The sequence below is a fragment of the Sphingopyxis sp. H115 genome, from assembly GCF_001468465.1.
In the GTDB taxonomy this organism is placed as follows: Bacteria; Pseudomonadota; Alphaproteobacteria; order Sphingomonadales; family Sphingomonadaceae; genus Sphingopyxis.
Map to the genome: position 1 here is coordinate 49,074 of NZ_LNSA01000025.1, position 13,820 is coordinate 62,893.

Consider the following 13,820-nt stretch of genomic DNA (forward strand, 5'->3'; position numbering starts at 1 on the left):
TTTCCCGCCATGGTGCCGCGATGGGCCGGCTTCACCTGCATCTCATATCCGACTCCACGGGCGAGACACTCGAAAATATCGCCAAGGCGGCGATCGCGCAGTTCGACGATGTCGAGGTCGTGCGCCATTTCTGGCCGATGGTGCGATCGGAATCGCATCTCGACCGGATCATGGCTGAAGTGCAGGCCAGCCCCGGCATGATCCTCTTCACGCTGGTGAATGGCGAGCTGCGTGCCAGCCTCGAACGCCGCGCGGGGGCGCAGGGTCTTCCGACCGTCGCGGCGCTCGACGCGGTGACCGATGCCTTGTCGCGCATGCTCGGCCAGGAAGCCAAGGCGCGCCCCGGTCGCCAGCACCAGCTCGACGCCGCCTATTTCGCGCGCGTCGAGGCAATCCAGTTCACCGTCGCGCACGACGACGGCATCGGCTGGGAAAATTGGGAACAGGCTGACATCGTCCTTGCAGGCGTGTCACGCACCTCGAAAACGCCGACGAGCATCTATCTCGCCAACCGCGGCTTCAAGACCGCGAATATCCCGATCGTTCCCGAATCGCCGCCACCGAACGCCTTGTTCAACCTGAAACGGCCGATGGTGGTCGGGCTCACCACCGGACTCGACCGGCTCGTGCAGGTGCGCCGCAACCGGCTGCTCTCCTTGAACCAGGCGCCCGAGACCGCCTATGTCGACGACGAGCGCGTCAAGGCCGAACTTGCCTATGCGCGTCGCATGTTCGCCGACAATGGCTGGCCGGTGATCGACGTGACGCGCCGCTCGATCGAAGAAACCGCCGCAGCGGTGATCAAGCTGGTCGAAGATCGCAGCGCGGCATGACGCTGCTTCTCGCCTCGCAAAGCAGCGGCCGCGCCGCGATGCTCCGCGCCGCCGGTCTCGCCTTCGAAACCAGCGCCGCGCATGTCGACGAGGAAGCGCTCACCGCCTCGCTGCGCGTGGCAGGCCAGACCCCGCGCAACATCGCCGACGCGCTTGCCGAGGCAAAGGCCGTAAAAATCTCGTCCCGCCTGCCCGGCGTGACCGTGATCGGTGCCGATTCGACCCTTGCGCTCGACGATGGATCGATGCTGTCGAAACCGGCGAGCCCCGACGATGCGGCCGAGCATCTCCGCCGCATGGCGGGCACCCGCCACCGGCTGTTCAGCGCCGCGGTTGCTGCGCGCGACGGCGCGCCTGTCTGGCGTGCGATCGGCGAAGCGAAGCTGTGGATGCGCCCCTTGTCGGACGCCTTCATCGCCGACTATGTCGCGCAAAACTGGGACAGCATCCGCTGGACCGTCGGTTGTTACGAAATCGAAGGAGCGGGCGTGCAATTGTTCGACCGGGTCGAAGGCGACCCTTGGACCATCATCGGCATGCCGATGCTTCCGCTGCTGGCTTGGCTCCGCGCGATCGGGCTGGCGCCGGAATGAGCACGCCTTACGCAGAGGTGATCGGCGATCCGATCGTGCAGTCGAAATCCCCGCTGATCCATGGTTTCTGGCTCCGCGCGCTCGGCCTTTCGGGCGACTACCGTCACGCGCATTTGAAACCCGACGATCTCGCGGCCTATATCGCCCAGCGCCGCGCCGATCCCGACTGGCGCGGCTGCAATGTCACCATGCCGCATAAGGGCGCGGTGATGGAACTCGTCGATGATCCCGGCGACATCCGCAGCACGATCGGTGCGATGAACACCGTCGTCCGCCAGCGCGACGGTGCGCTGATCGGCACCAACACCGATGCTGCGGGTTTCTATTCGCCGCTCGCCGAACTCGATCTTGAGGGCGCGCCGGTCGCGGTCGTCGGCGCCGGCGGCGCGGCGCGCGCGGTGCTGTTCGCGCTCGCACGGGCCAATGTCGGCCCGGTTACGATCCTCAATCGCAGCCCGTTGAAAGCGATGGGCCTGCTTGCGACGTTCGGGCTTAAAGGCGACGTCGTCGCGCTCGACGCGCAGCTTCCCCCGGCATCCCTGCTCGTCAATGCCAGCAGCCTCGGGATGAAGGGTCAGCCGCCCCTCGACCTCGACCTCTCTCCGCTTCCCGGCGACGCGATCGTTTACGATCTTGTCTATTCACCGCTGCAAACGGGGCTTCTCAAGGCGGCCGAAGCGCGCGGGCTCGACACGGTCGACGGGCTCGACATGCTGATCGGCCAGGCCGCGCTCGCCTTCGAGCTTTTCTTCGGCGCCGCGCCCCCCGAGGGCCGCGACGAGGAACTCCGCGCGCTGCTGACCGCATGACCCACTGGCCGCACCCCGGCTCGCGGCTGCGCCGCCCGTTCATTCTCGGCCTCACCGGCTCGATCGGCATGGGCAAGTCGACCGCGGCGGCGATGTTCGAGCGTGAGGGCGTTCCCGTGTTCGACGCCGATGCCGAAGTGCACCGGCTGCAAGGGCCCGGTGGCGCGCTTGTCGCCGCGATCGAGGCGCGCTTTCCGGGGACCACGGGCCCAAACGGCGTCGACCGGCAGGAACTCGGCGCGCGCGTGATCGGCAACCGCCATGAGCTCGCCGCGCTCGAGGCGATCGTTCACCCGGCGGTCGCCCAAGCGCAGAAGCGATTTCTCGCTCGCCACCGAGCGCGCGACGTCGTCGTGCTAGACATTCCGCTGCTTTTCGAAAAGGGCGGCTGGCGCAAGGTCGGCGCGATCGCCGTCGTCTCGGCGCCGGCGTGGATGCAACGCAAACGCGTGATGCGACGCCCCGGCATGACGCCGGCGAAATTGAAAGCGATCCGCCGCCTGCAGGTTCCCGACCGCGTCAAGCGCTCGCGCGCCGATTTCATCATCGAAACGGGCCGTCCCAAAAGCGAGACGCACCGCCAAATTCGTTTCATCACCTCTTGTTTCCACGCCCGATAGGGTCCAGATTATAACCTCGATGCGCGAGATTATTTTCGATACCGAAACCACGGGTTTCGATCCCAGGAACGGGGACAGGCTGGTCGAAATCGGATGTGTCGAGCTGATCGACCGTCGTGAAACCGGCGTCACCTTTCACGCCTATTTCAATCCCGAGCGCGATATGCCCGCCGCCGCCGAAGCGGTGCACGGGCTGTCGATCCAGTTCCTTTCGGACAAGCCGCTGTTCGCGACTCGCGTCGACGAACTGCTCGAATTTCTGGGTGACGCGCCGCTCGTTGCGCACAATGCCGCGTTCGACTTCGGCTTCGTCAATGCCGAACTGGCGCGTGCCGGGCGCGGCGCGCTCGACATGGCGCGCATGTGCTGCACGGTGCAGATGGCGCGCAAGCTCCATCCAGGCGCCAAGCACAGCCTCGACGCGCTCTGCACGCGCTACGGCATCGACCGCAGCCACCGGGTCAAGCATGGCGCGCTGCTCGACGCCGAACTGCTCGCGCATCTCTATATCGAGATGACCGGGGGCAGGCAGATCGGCCTCGGCCTTGCCGCGTCGGCCGTGAGCATCACCCCGTCGGTGGCGGTGGCACCCGCGCCGCCGCGTCCCGACCGTCCCTTTCGCGAACCCCGTCCCCATATGGCGTCGGCCGCTGAACTCGCGCGCCATGCCGAATTTGTCGCAGGGCTGAACCAGCCGCTGTGGCTCGATACGGTGTGATGACGCTCCCTTAAGTCATCACACCGGCCAAGAAGGAGAAGAAAAATGGAAATCCGCGTCTCTGGCCACCAGATCGAAACCGGCGAAGCGCTCCAGGCGCATGTGTCGGACCGGATGAACGCGATTGCCGACAAATATTTCTCGCGCGCGATCGGGGCGCACGCGACCTTCGGAAAAGGACCACACGACAGTTTCCAATGCGACATCGTCGCGCATGTGATGCAGGGGTTGGTGCTCAAGGGGCATGGCCAGGCGCAGGACGCGCATGTCGCGTTTGAGGGCGCGGCCGAACGCATCGAAAAGCAGCTCAGGCGCTATATGCGCCGACTAAAGGATCGCAACAACGGTCCGGCCGAGCCGTCGCCGACGATCGACGAGATCGAGGATAACGCCAGCTACACGGTTTTCGATGGCGGCGCCGACGAAGAGGATGCGGGTGATGCGCCCGCGATTATCGCCGAAACGCGGGTCGATATCCCGAGCAGCAGCGTCTCGGACGCGGTGATGATGCTCGACCTTCGCAACACCAACGCGCTGCTTTTCGTCAACAGCAAGACCGGTGCGCATAATATGGTCTATCGCCGCGACGATGGGACGATCGGCTGGGTCGAACCACGATAGGGCTGGATTTTCTCCGCCATCCGGCTTAAGGGCCGCGCCCAACGATGCCCGAAGCCGGGATGGCGGGGGGCCTGCCACGACAGATCCGCGATCGCTTGCCAGCCAAGTTCCTGGCGGCGGCCGGCGTTATACAAGATTTGACCAGAGCAATGAATCTTTCTTCCCTTCTCTATCCGGCGACCGTGCGCGCGCATGTTCAGCTCGATTCGAAAAAGGCGCTTTTTCCCTTCGTCGGCGATCTCGCCAGCCGTTCGCTCGGCCTCGATGCCGGCGAAGTCAGCGAGGCGCTGCTCGAACGCGAACGCCTCGGCTCGACCGGGTTCGGCCGCGGGATCGCGCTGCCGCATGCCAAGATGGCCGACCTCGGCGGGGTTCGCGGCCTGTTCCTGCAGCTCGCGCGGCCGATCGACTTCAACGCGGTCGATGGGCTGCCGGTCGATCTGCTCTTCGTGCTGCTGTCGCCGTTGGATGCCGGCGCCGATCATCTGAAGGCGCTCGCGGGCGTATCGCGGATGCTACGCAACGAGGCGATCGCCGACCGGCTGCGCGGCGCGAAGAACGACGAGGCGCTCTATGCGCTGCTCGCCGACACCGAAACGCGCGACGCGGCCTGACAAGGCGACGCGCTCAAGCTGGATATTCCCTGTGCCGCAAACACGGGGAGGGGGACCGTTCGCGAAGCGAATGGCGGAGGTGCTGCAACGTGGCGTCCTTGCCCCGCCGTCAGTGGCTTCGTCGCTGCCATCTCCCATCGCTGCGCGCCAGGGGTGATCATTATGACCCGGCTTAAGAGCCGTTTCCTAGTCGATTTGCTGCTCCGCAGTACCGAAGCGGCCGGCGGTTTCGCGACCGTACTCGCCAAAGGCGACGACACATCGGGAATCATCCTCGTCCAGTGCAGCGAACGCGGCGAGCCGGGGCCGCTGCTCGAACGGCGCTTTTCGGCGGACGGACGCTATATCTGGGAAGCTGTCGGTCCTGACGACGCAAAAGATGGTGAATTGCGTAAAAACTATCAGGACAGGCGGCAACGGGCCGATCCCGACCTGTGGATCGTCGAACTGGATATCGCAGATGCGCCACGACTCGTCGCGGAGTGGGCTGCGTTAACTTGACTCTGTTGCGGCGCACAATAACTGGCGCTGCTTCGATAACGCGTAGGTCGTTCCGCGGGTTCCCTGCCCTTTGCAAGGCCCCGGCAAAACGGATTGGACACGCAGTCGGACGATGACCGCAGGCGGCGATACTGGACCATAGTCCCCCGCCTGTTTTGAGAGGTTCGGTTCATCGGCCGCACGTTTGACGGACACTATGAGTCGCATTCTGAATGCTGCCGGTATGGCCGCCGTCGGCATGACTGCCGCCGCCATGCTGCTTTTGGCTGAACCGGGCTTTGCAAGCAATCTTGCCGCCGAAGCCAATATTCCTGCGATCCTCCTGCCGGACGCCGAAGCGCCGACAGTCGAAAAAGCGGACCTTTCGACCGAAATCGAAACCCCGGTTGAAGACAACAATATCATCGAGAGCGAAACCGCTCCCCCGCCTGCCCCGGCCCCGGTGACCGCTGCCTCGCTCGCCGAACTCGTCGCCGCGACGCCGAAACCGGCCGAAATCGATCCCGAACTGCGCTGCCTTGCCGGCGCGGTCTATTTCGAATCGCGCGGCGAATCGCTTCCGGGCCAGCTCGCGGTCGCGCATGTCGTGATCAACCGCGCGCAGTCGGGTCGCTTTCCAAAGAGCCTATGCGGCGTCGTCCACCAGAAAAGCCAGTTCAGCTTCGTACGCGGCGGCCGGATGCCCGCGATCCGGAACGGGGCGCAGTGGAACAATGCCCTCGCGATCGCGCAGATCGCGCGCGACGGCACCTGGAAGAACCATGCGCCCGGCGCGCTTTTCTTCCATGCACGCTATGTTTCGCCGGGCTGGCGCAAGACGCGCATCGCGCAGATCGACAATCATATCTTCTACCGTTAATCTTTGATTCTCCCCATGCCCCCGGGCATGGGGAGGATTTTCACTCCGTCCCGTTCATTGCCAAGCCAGAATTGCTGGCGCATGATGCGCGGATGACGCGTCCTCTTTCCGCCGCCCTGCTCGCTGCAGCGGCCTTCGCCCTCGCAGGGTGCGCGACGGCGGTTCCGCCGGTCGAAGTCACCCGTTTCCACACCAATGCGGTCGCCGGCTGGGCGCCGGGCACGCGCTACGCGATCGCGACGGCGCCGCTCGACAGCCCGGCGGCCGGGGTTCCGGGGGCAGCGCCGGGGGTGCCGCCAGGCACGGCGATGCCCTCGCTCGAATGGAACAGCTATCGCACAGCGGTCGACCAGCAACTCCAGCGTCAGGGGCTCGTTCCCGCCGGAACGGGCGAACGCGCGCCGCTCCTCGTCCGTATATCGTTCGACCGCGCCGAACAGCTGCCTGAAGGTCGCCGCTCGCCGGTGTCGGTCGGTGTTGGCGGCTCGACTGGCAGCTACGGCTCGGGCGTCGGGCTCGGCATCGGCATCAACCTTGGCGGCGGTCCGAAACGGATGGCCGATTTGCAGCTGTCGGTTCGGATCGACGACGCCGCAAGCGGGCAGGCTTTGTGGGAAGGTCGCGCGCTGACCGCGGTGCCGGTCAAGGCGCCGGCCAACCAGCCCAGCCTCGCCGCGGCAAAATTGGCCGAAGCGCTATTCAAGGACTTTCCTGGCGAATCGGGACGCACTATCAGCGTCCCATGACCATCACCATCAACGCCGCTTTCGACAGCGGCAATATCGTCGTGGACGCCATTGACGGCACGTCCGCCCGCCTGTCGATCCGCAAGGATCGCGAATCGGACTTTTTCCAGTGGTTCCATTTCCGCGTTGCGTGCAACGTCGGCGATGCGCTCGACCTTGCGATCGGCGGGCTTGGCGCATCGGCCTATCCCGACGGCTGGCCCGACTATGCGGCATGCGCCAGCTATGATCGCGAAAACTGGTTTCGCCTCGATACCGCCTATGATTCGGGAACGCTGACCATCCGACACAATGCCGAAGGCCCGATTCTCTGGGTCGCCTATTTCGCGCCCTATTCGATGGAGCGCCATCACGATCTCGTTGCCTCGGTCGCAGAGTGCGAGGGCGTGACCTATCGCTGCCTCGGCACCAGCCTCGAAGGCCAGTCGATCGACTGCCTCGAAATGGGAAGCGGCGATACGCAGGTCTGGCTCTACGCCCGCCAGCATCCGGGTGAGAGCATGGCCGAATGGTGGATGGAGGGCGCGCTTGAAAAGCTCGTCGATTCCGCCGATCCGCACGCGCGTTCGCTACTGAAGAAATGCCGTTTCCATATCGTCCCAAACATGAATCCCGACGGCTCGCGGCGGGGGCATTTGCGCACCAACTATGCCGGGGTGAATCTAAACCGCGAATGGGACAATCCCACCGCAGACCGCAGCCCTGAAGTGCTCGCGGTCCGCAACGCGATGGACGAAAGCGGCGTCGACTGGGCGATGGACGTCCATGGCGACGAAGCGATCCCCGCGGTCTTCCTCGCGGGATTCGAGGGCATCCCTTCGCTGAAAGCCGAACAGTTGGCAAAATATAAGGCGTTCGAAACCGCGCTTGCGGCGAACACCCCCGATTTCCAGGTCGATCTGGGGTATGAACAATCCGCGCCGGGTAAAGCCAATCTGTCGATGTCGACGACGCAGCTTGCCGAACGGTTCGGCGCGGTGACGATGACGCTCGAAATGCCGTTCAAGGATAATCGCGACCTGCCCGACCCCGAACGCGGCTGGTCGCCTGAACGATCGAAACTGCTCGCCCACGCCTGTCTTGCGACGCTGGACCAGATGTTGTGAGCGAAGCGGGCGGCGGCTGGCGGATCGTCGAAGATGACCTGTCGGGCGCCGCCATCCGCGCGCTGCTCGAGGTGCATTTCGCGGGCATGCTTGCCAATTCGCCCGCCGAGAGCTGCCACTTCCTCGATTTCGACGGGCTGCGCGCGGGCGACGTGACCTTCTGGTCGATCCACAAGGGCAATGACCTCGCGGGCTGCGGCGCGCTGAAAATGCTGGGCTTGCGGCATGGCGAAATCAAGTCGATGCGCACTGCCGACGCTTTCCTGCGGCAGGGTGTCGCGGCGCAAATGCTCGGCCATATCGTCGCTGTCGCGCGCGAACGCGGCCTCGATCGTCTCAGTCTCGAAACCGGCTCGGGCCCCGCCTTCCAACCCGCGCTCGCGCTGTACGCGCGTCACGGGTTCGAGGAATGCGCGCCGTTCGCCGATTACGAGTCCGACCCGTTCAGCCGCTTCATGACGCGTGCGTTATAGCGAAACGAAAACGGGGTCCGGAAGGGACTCCGGACCCCGCAATTCGATCAAGCCGGAAAGGCGGTGCTTACGCGGCCTTCTTGTCCTCGATCACCGGCGTTGCAGTGCCGCCGATCGCAATCTTGTGCGGCTTCATCGCCTCGGGCACTTCGCGCACCAAGTCGATCGTCAGCAGCCCGTCGGCGAGGTCGGCCTCGCTTACCCGCACGAAATCGGCGAGTTGGAAGCGGCGTTCGAACGCACGCGTCGCGATGCCGCTATAGAGCAACTGGCGGCCCTCGCCTTCGGCCACCGGCGCCTTGCGGCCGCTGACAGTCAGCATATTCTGCTGCGCAGTGATATCGATCTCGTCCGATTTGAATCCCGCGACCGCCACGGTGATGCGGAAATGGTCGTCGGCGACCTTTTCGATATCGAACGGGCGGGTAGTTTTCGGCGCCCGAACCGCCGGTTTCGAGGAAATCGAACAGCCGGTCGAACCCGACGGTCGAACGGCGATAGGGGGTCCAGTCGAAGCTGTTACGCATGGGTCATTCCTTCCTTGTAAAAAAGCGAAGCAAAGGGACCGCGGCGTTCGCCGCGATCGCCGCCCGACCCCGTATCGGCGGCCGGACGATCCAAATCTGGGTGCAACCGAAACCATTTCAAGAGGGCGGTTGGCGTTCGGCAGAAAGCCGCGCTAAAGGGCGGCACATCTCTCCAGCGCAAGGATCCGAAATGCCCCAGCTCATTCTCATCCGTCACGGCCAGTCGCAGTGGAATCTCGAAAACCGCTTCACCGGCTGGTGGGATGTCGATGTCACCGAAAAGGGCGCCGCCGAAGCCTGGACCGCGGGCAAGTTGATGAAGGCAAAGGGCGTCGCCCCTGACACCTGCTTCACCTCGGTCCAGACGCGCGCGATCAAGACGCTCAACCTCGCGCTCGAGGCGATGGGCCGCCTCTGGCTGCCCGTCACCAAGGACTGGCGACTTAACGAACGCCATTATGGCGGGCTTACCGGGCTCGACAAGGCGGAGACTGCGGCGAAGCACGGCGACGAACAGGTCAAGATATGGCGCCGCAGCTTCGATATCCCGCCGCCGCCGCTCGAATCCGGTTCGGAATGGGACCTCTCGACCGACCCGCGCTACGCCGGCATCGACATCCCCGCGGCCGAAAGCCTCAAGGATACGATCGAACGCGTGCTTCCCTATTATGAAGCCGCGATCGTTCCCGAACTCGCGGCGGGCAAGACCGTGCTGATCTCGGCGCACGGAAACAGCCTGCGTGCGCTCGTCAAGCATTTGTCGGGCATTTCGGATGCCGACATCACCGGCCTCGAAATCCCGACTGGCCAGCCGATCGTCTACGACCTCGCCGACGACCTCAGCGCGCGCGCGCGCTATTATCTCAGCGAGCGCTGAGCGCCCCAACCATAGCGTCTTGCATCGCTGCATATTTTCTACATGATGTCAGGAAATTGCGGGGGGATCGAATTGCGCGCAACGGGTTTGATGGTGCTGGCGCTCGCGCTTGCGCTTGCGGCAACATCGGCAAGGGCCGATGACAGCGAGGTCCAGCGGGGACCGGTGCCCGACTGGGTGGTTCCCTCCGACCTGATGCCCGTCCCGGACGGGGCGAGCGGGATGCTTTTCGTTCGCGGACAGGACATCGTCGCGCATCTCGACGACCGGGGGCAGGCACAATATCTGGGCTATCGGATGCGCATCCTGCACCCCAATGCCCTGCAACTCGGCAATATCTCGATTGCCTGGAATCCGGCATCGGGTCCACCGGTCGTTCATATGATCAACGTCCATCGTGACGGGGCGACGATCGATGTGCTCAAAAATGCGGCCTTCGAAATATTGCGCCGCGAAGACCAGCTCGAAGCGGCAATGCTCGATGGCGTGTTGACGGCCGTGCTGCGGGTGCCCGACCTGCGTGTCGGCGACGAGCTCGAGGTCGCCTTGACCACCAGGTCGAACGATCCGACGCTGGCGAAGAATGATTCGGGCCTGCTCTTCCTGCTACCCAGCCCGCAGCCCGGGCGGTTCCGCCTCGGGCTCAGCTGGGACGATGGGCAAAAGCCCAATATCAGGATGACACCGGACATGGCGGCGGTCGTGAAAGAGGGGCGGCACAGCATCGATTTCCTGTTCGACAATCCCGCGACGCTGACCCCGGCAAAGGATGCGCCGGCGCGGTACCAGTGGCGGCGGATGGTCGAATATAGCGACTTTGCCGACTGGGCGGCGGTGTCGCGTCATTTTGCCCCGCTCTATGCCAAGGCGTCGCTCCTGCCCGATGGTTCGCCGCTCAAGGCCGAGGCGCGCCGGATCGCCGCCGCTTATCCGCGCCCGCTCGATCGCGCGGCGGCGGCGCTCAAGCTGGTGCAGCAGGATGTCCGCTATATCTATGTCGGGCTCGGCGACGGCAATCTGACCCCGGCCCACGCCGACGAGACGTGGCAGCGCCGCTATGGCGATTGCAAGGGGAAGACTGCGCTGCTGCTTGGGCTGCTCACCGAACTGGGTATCGAGGCCGAGGTGGTGGTCGCCAATAACCAGGGGACTGACGATGGTTTTGACGAACGGCTGCCGAATCCCGGGCTGTTCGATCATGTTCTCGTCCGTGCCCGGATCGACGGCAAACAATATTGGCTCGACGGCACGATGCCGCCCGGCGCGACCCCCTCGCTCGATCCGGTGATCGACTATCGCTGGGTCCTGCCGCTCAGCGCGCGCGGCAGCGGCCTGGAAAAACGCGAATGGCGGCCGGCGCGTCGGCCGGACGAGATCAGTCTGTATGAAATCGACGCGCGCGCCGGATTCGATGCGCCCGCGCGCGTGACGAACACCACGATCACCCGCGGCATCGCCGGCCTCCAGCAACATGCGCAGCTGTCGGGGCTCAGCAAAGACCAGTTGCTCACGGGCATGCGCCAGCAAATCGTCGGTAGCACCTGGCGGACGGTCGATGAGGTCAAGTTGCGCTATGACGAAAAGGCCGCGGCGAGCGTGCTGACGGTGATCGGTTCGTGGGAGGTCGATTGGGAAAAGGACGGCGCTTCGCGGTCGCTGGCCTTGCCGGGGGGCGGTTTCAACCCGCCCGAAAAGCGGATCCGGCCGGCCGATCATGATCAGGACCTGCCTTTTGCCAATACGCCCGAATTTTCCTGCAGCGTGACGACGCTTCGCTTTCCGTCAACGACCGGACCCGCGAACTGGACGTACAAGTCGGGCTTCGACACCCGCATCTTCGGGCAAAACTATTATCGTGCGTTCGACATTCGCGACGGTTCGATCCGCATGGTCCGCGGCTTCCGCGTCGACAGCAAGGAAATCGACGCCGCCAGCGCGCGGCGTGACAATGGGCGGATCGCGGCGTTCGACAACAGCAAGGGCTGGATCTTTTACGAACCGCTGGGCGAGTCTGTGCCGAGCCAAGCGCGCAAGCCCGTCCCCGCGACCTATGATATCGACTGGACGGCCGACGACGTACCTTGCTTGTCGCCCGCAGCGGTCAGTCGCGCAGCAGCTCGTTGATCCCGGTCTTGGCGCGTGTCTGTGCATCGACGCGCTTGACGATGACGGCGCAGTAAAGCGATGGCCCCGGCGTTCCGTCGGGCATTGGCTTGCCCGGCAGCGATCCCGGCACGACGACCGAGTAAGCGGGGACCTCGCCGACGAATATTTCGCCCGTCGCGCGGTCGATGATCTTGGTCGATGCGCCGAGGTACACGCCCATCGACAGCACCGCGCCCTCGCGCACGATCACGCCCTCGGCAACCTCGGCGCGCGCGCCGATGAAGGCGCCGTCCTCGATCACCACCGGGCCGGCCTGCAGCGGTTCGAGCACGCCGCCGATCCCCGCGCCGCCCGACAGGTGGACGTTCGCGCCGATCTGCGCGCAGCTGCCGACCGTCGCCCAGGCGTCGACCATCGACCCCTCGCCGACATAGGCGCCGATATTGACGAAGCTTGGCATCAGCACCGCGCCCTTGCTGATAAAGGCGCCGCGGCGGACGATCGATCCGGGCACCGCGCGAAAGCCCGCGTCGCGGAAACGATTCTCGCCCCAGCCGGCGAATTTCGATGGGACCTTGTCCCACCAGGTCGCGCCGCCCGCGCCGCCCTCGATGATCTCCATGTCGTTGAGGCGGAACGACAGTAGCACCGCCTTCTTCAGCCACTGGTTGACTTGCCACGTCCCCGACGCATCGCGCTCGGCGACGCGGTAGCTGCCGTCGTCGAGGCCCGCCAGCGCGCTCTCGACCGCCTCGCGCACCGCGCCGGTCGTGGTCAGCCCCAGCGTGTCGCGCGCGTCCCACGCGGCTTCGATCGTGCTCTGCAGGTCGGTCGTCATGAAATTCCCCAAGGTGAAGGCAAGGTATCGAGCCAGTCGGCAATGTCGATTGCGTGAAAATCGACATGGTCGGGCAGGTGGTCGCGATGGCCGCTTTCGCTGCCATTGTCCAGCCACACGGTTGTCATCCCCAGCGCCTTGGCGGGGGTCAGGTTGCGCGCCATATCCTCGACGAACAGACTCTTCGCCGGGTCGATGCCGAGGTGCTCGACCATCATGCCATAAGCGGCCGCGTCGGGCTTTGGCACATAGCGGGTGACGCGAATGTCGCAGATGCCGTCGAACAGGTCGGCGATCCCGCGCGCCTCCAGCACGCGTGCCGCATAATCGGCGTCGGCGTTGGTGAAAACGAGTTTGCGCCCGGGCAGCCGCTCGAGTCCCACGCGCAGCCGCGGGTCGGCGGTCAGCCGGTCGAGCGCGATGTTATGGACATCGACCAGGAAATCCTCGGGGTGCACGCCATGATGGCGCATCAGTCCCGCCATCGTCGTGCCATGGTCGTGGAAATATTGCTTCTGCACGCGCCGCGCCTCGACCGCGTCGACGTTCAACAGGCGCATGATGAAGGCGCCCATGCGCGCATCGATCAGGTCGAACAGCTTCGCCGACGGCGGATAGAGCGTGTTGTCGAGATCGAAGATCCAGCTGTCGATATGGTCGAGCGCGGGGGGCATGGGCGGCGCATAGAGGCGAGGGTGCGCCGGGGCAAGGCGCGGATCGGGAACGCGCAATTAACCGCATGATGCTACCCCTTGCACCGTCGTCGCGTTAGAAGCGTGCGATCAAGGTAAAGGGGGACGGCGATGGCCGAGGCGAACCGACGCAGCTGCATCCGGTGGATGACTGGGCGGCCTTTACCCCTTTTCCTAGGAATCATAGCGTTTTCGCTCGCAGGCTGCGGCGGTGGAGGCGGCGGCGCGCGCCCTTCGCCGACGCCCGCCCCACCGCCGACTCCCGCACCGGTACCTACCCCCACGCC

Annotated in this window: 16 protein-coding genes and 1 pseudogene; 14 read left to right on the forward strand and 3 right to left on the reverse strand. The window is 64.9% G+C overall.

The window, feature by feature from the left end:
* Window positions 1-20 precede the first annotated feature (20 nt).
* The 12 genes from ATE71_RS16185 to ATE71_RS16240 all read left to right on the forward strand — a co-directional run bounded on the left by ATE71_RS16185 (window position 21) and on the right by ATE71_RS16240 (window position 8,493).
* A complete protein-coding gene (locus tag ATE71_RS16185; RefSeq protein WP_058804348.1) occupies window positions 21-833 on the forward strand; it encodes a pyruvate, water dikinase regulatory protein in 813 nt (270 codons plus the stop codon).
* Entirely contained in the window at window positions 830-1,426 is a 597-nt protein-coding gene (locus ATE71_RS16190; protein WP_058804349.1) for a Maf family protein, read from the forward strand. Before ATE71_RS16185 ends, ATE71_RS16190 begins: the two co-directional genes overlap by 4 nt.
* The gene (aroE, locus tag ATE71_RS16195) at window positions 1,423-2,235 is read left to right on the forward strand and encodes a shikimate dehydrogenase (RefSeq protein WP_058804350.1); all 813 of its coding nucleotides are present in this window, start codon (window positions 1,423-1,425) and stop codon (window positions 2,233-2,235) included. Before ATE71_RS16190 ends, aroE begins: the two co-directional genes overlap by 4 nt.
* The gene (gene coaE / locus ATE71_RS16200; RefSeq protein ID WP_058804351.1) at window positions 2,232-2,855 is read left to right on the forward strand and encodes a dephospho-CoA kinase; all 624 of its coding nucleotides are present in this window, start codon (window positions 2,232-2,234) and stop codon (window positions 2,853-2,855) included. Before aroE ends, coaE begins: the two co-directional genes overlap by 4 nt.
* Window positions 2,856-2,874: 19 nt before the next feature.
* Window positions 2,875-3,573, forward strand: a complete 699-nt coding sequence (gene dnaQ, locus ATE71_RS16205; RefSeq protein WP_058804352.1) for a DNA polymerase III subunit epsilon — start codon at window positions 2,875-2,877, stop codon at window positions 3,571-3,573.
* Window positions 3,574-3,618: 45 nt separating this feature from the next.
* Window positions 3,619-4,194, forward strand: a complete 576-nt coding sequence (hpf, locus tag ATE71_RS16210) for a ribosome hibernation-promoting factor, HPF/YfiA family (RefSeq protein WP_058804353.1) — start codon at window positions 3,619-3,621, stop codon at window positions 4,192-4,194.
* Window positions 4,195-4,343: 149 nt separating this feature from the next.
* Window positions 4,344-4,808, forward strand: a complete 465-nt coding sequence (locus ATE71_RS16215; RefSeq protein WP_037557497.1) for a PTS sugar transporter subunit IIA — start codon at window positions 4,344-4,346, stop codon at window positions 4,806-4,808.
* Window positions 4,809-4,970: 162 nt separating this feature from the next.
* Window positions 4,971-5,309: a DUF1491 family protein gene (locus ATE71_RS16220; RefSeq protein WP_058804354.1), complete on the forward strand. Its 339-nt coding sequence runs from the start codon at window positions 4,971-4,973 to the stop codon at window positions 5,307-5,309.
* A 196-nt stretch (window positions 5,310-5,505) separates the two neighbouring features.
* Window positions 5,506-6,168: a cell wall hydrolase gene (locus ATE71_RS16225; protein WP_058804355.1), complete on the forward strand. Its 663-nt coding sequence runs from the start codon at window positions 5,506-5,508 to the stop codon at window positions 6,166-6,168.
* A gap of 92 nt (window positions 6,169-6,260) precedes the next feature.
* The gene (locus ATE71_RS16230) at window positions 6,261-6,914 is read left to right on the forward strand and encodes a DUF4136 domain-containing protein (RefSeq protein ID WP_058804366.1); all 654 of its coding nucleotides are present in this window, start codon (window positions 6,261-6,263) and stop codon (window positions 6,912-6,914) included.
* Complete coding sequence (locus ATE71_RS16235; protein WP_058804356.1) at window positions 6,911-8,020, forward strand: M14-type cytosolic carboxypeptidase; 1,110 nt, start codon at window positions 6,911-6,913, stop codon at window positions 8,018-8,020. The genes ATE71_RS16230 and ATE71_RS16235 overlap by 4 nt, the downstream gene beginning before the upstream one ends.
* A complete protein-coding gene (locus ATE71_RS16240) occupies window positions 8,017-8,493 on the forward strand; it encodes a GNAT family N-acetyltransferase (protein ID WP_082665259.1) in 477 nt (158 codons plus the stop codon). Before ATE71_RS16235 ends, ATE71_RS16240 begins: the two co-directional genes overlap by 4 nt.
* 67 nt (window positions 8,494-8,560) lie before the next feature.
* Here ATE71_RS16240 and ATE71_RS16245 read toward each other — a convergent pair.
* Window positions 8,561-9,020: pseudogene (locus tag ATE71_RS16245) on the reverse strand (Hsp20 family protein).
* Window positions 9,021-9,210: 190 nt separating this feature from the next.
* Here ATE71_RS16245 and gpmA point away from each other — a divergent pair.
* Complete coding sequence (gene gpmA, locus ATE71_RS16250) at window positions 9,211-9,897, forward strand: 2,3-diphosphoglycerate-dependent phosphoglycerate mutase (RefSeq protein ID WP_058804357.1); 687 nt, start codon at window positions 9,211-9,213, stop codon at window positions 9,895-9,897.
* A 42-nt stretch (window positions 9,898-9,939) separates the two neighbouring features.
* Window positions 9,940-12,021 carry a DUF3857 domain-containing protein gene (locus ATE71_RS16255; protein ID WP_235588047.1) on the forward strand — a complete coding sequence of 694 codons (2,082 nt, stop codon included), beginning with the start codon at window positions 9,940-9,942 and terminating at the stop codon, window positions 12,019-12,021.
* Here ATE71_RS16255 and dapD read toward each other — a convergent pair.
* Entirely contained in the window at window positions 11,999-12,841 is an 843-nt protein-coding gene (gene dapD, locus ATE71_RS16260) for a 2,3,4,5-tetrahydropyridine-2,6-dicarboxylate N-succinyltransferase (RefSeq protein WP_058804358.1), read from the reverse strand. The genes ATE71_RS16255 and dapD overlap by 23 nt on opposite strands.
* Complete coding sequence (locus ATE71_RS16265) at window positions 12,838-13,515, reverse strand: pyrimidine 5'-nucleotidase (RefSeq protein ID WP_058804359.1); 678 nt, start codon at window positions 13,513-13,515, stop codon at window positions 12,838-12,840. Before ATE71_RS16265 ends, dapD begins: the two co-directional genes overlap by 4 nt.
* Window positions 13,516-13,820 lie beyond the last annotated feature (305 nt).

Excerpts from the sequence above, each read along its gene's own strand:
- ATE71_RS16185 (WP_058804348.1), top strand. The coding sequence starts at position 21 with ATGGGCCGGCTTCACCTGCATCTCATATCCGACTCCACGGGCGAGACA.
- ATE71_RS16190 (WP_058804349.1), top strand. The coding sequence starts at position 830 with ATGACGCTGCTTCTCGCCTCGCAAAGCAGCGGCCGCGCCGCGATGCTC.
- aroE (WP_058804350.1), top strand. The coding sequence starts at position 1,423 with ATGAGCACGCCTTACGCAGAGGTGATCGGCGATCCGATCGTGCAGTCG.
- coaE (WP_058804351.1), top strand. The coding sequence starts at position 2,232 with ATGACCCACTGGCCGCACCCCGGCTCGCGGCTGCGCCGCCCGTTCATT.
- dnaQ (WP_058804352.1), top strand. The coding sequence starts at position 2,875 with ATGCGCGAGATTATTTTCGATACCGAAACCACGGGTTTCGATCCCAGG.
- hpf (WP_058804353.1), top strand. The coding sequence starts at position 3,619 with ATGGAAATCCGCGTCTCTGGCCACCAGATCGAAACCGGCGAAGCGCTC.
- ATE71_RS16215 (WP_037557497.1), top strand. The coding sequence starts at position 4,344 with ATGAATCTTTCTTCCCTTCTCTATCCGGCGACCGTGCGCGCGCATGTT.
- ATE71_RS16220 (WP_058804354.1), top strand. The coding sequence starts at position 4,971 with ATGACCCGGCTTAAGAGCCGTTTCCTAGTCGATTTGCTGCTCCGCAGT.
- ATE71_RS16225 (WP_058804355.1), top strand. The coding sequence starts at position 5,506 with ATGAGTCGCATTCTGAATGCTGCCGGTATGGCCGCCGTCGGCATGACT.
- ATE71_RS16230 (WP_058804366.1), top strand. The coding sequence starts at position 6,261 with ATGACGCGTCCTCTTTCCGCCGCCCTGCTCGCTGCAGCGGCCTTCGCC.
- ATE71_RS16235 (WP_058804356.1), top strand. The coding sequence starts at position 6,911 with ATGACCATCACCATCAACGCCGCTTTCGACAGCGGCAATATCGTCGTG.
- gpmA (WP_058804357.1), top strand. The coding sequence starts at position 9,211 with ATGCCCCAGCTCATTCTCATCCGTCACGGCCAGTCGCAGTGGAATCTC.
- ATE71_RS16255 (WP_235588047.1), top strand. The coding sequence starts at position 9,940 with ATGATGTCAGGAAATTGCGGGGGGATCGAATTGCGCGCAACGGGTTTG.
- dapD (WP_058804358.1), bottom strand. The coding sequence starts at position 12,841 with ATGACGACCGACCTGCAGAGCACGATCGAAGCCGCGTGGGACGCGCGC.
- ATE71_RS16265 (WP_058804359.1), bottom strand. The coding sequence starts at position 13,515 with ATGCCCCCCGCGCTCGACCATATCGACAGCTGGATCTTCGATCTCGAC.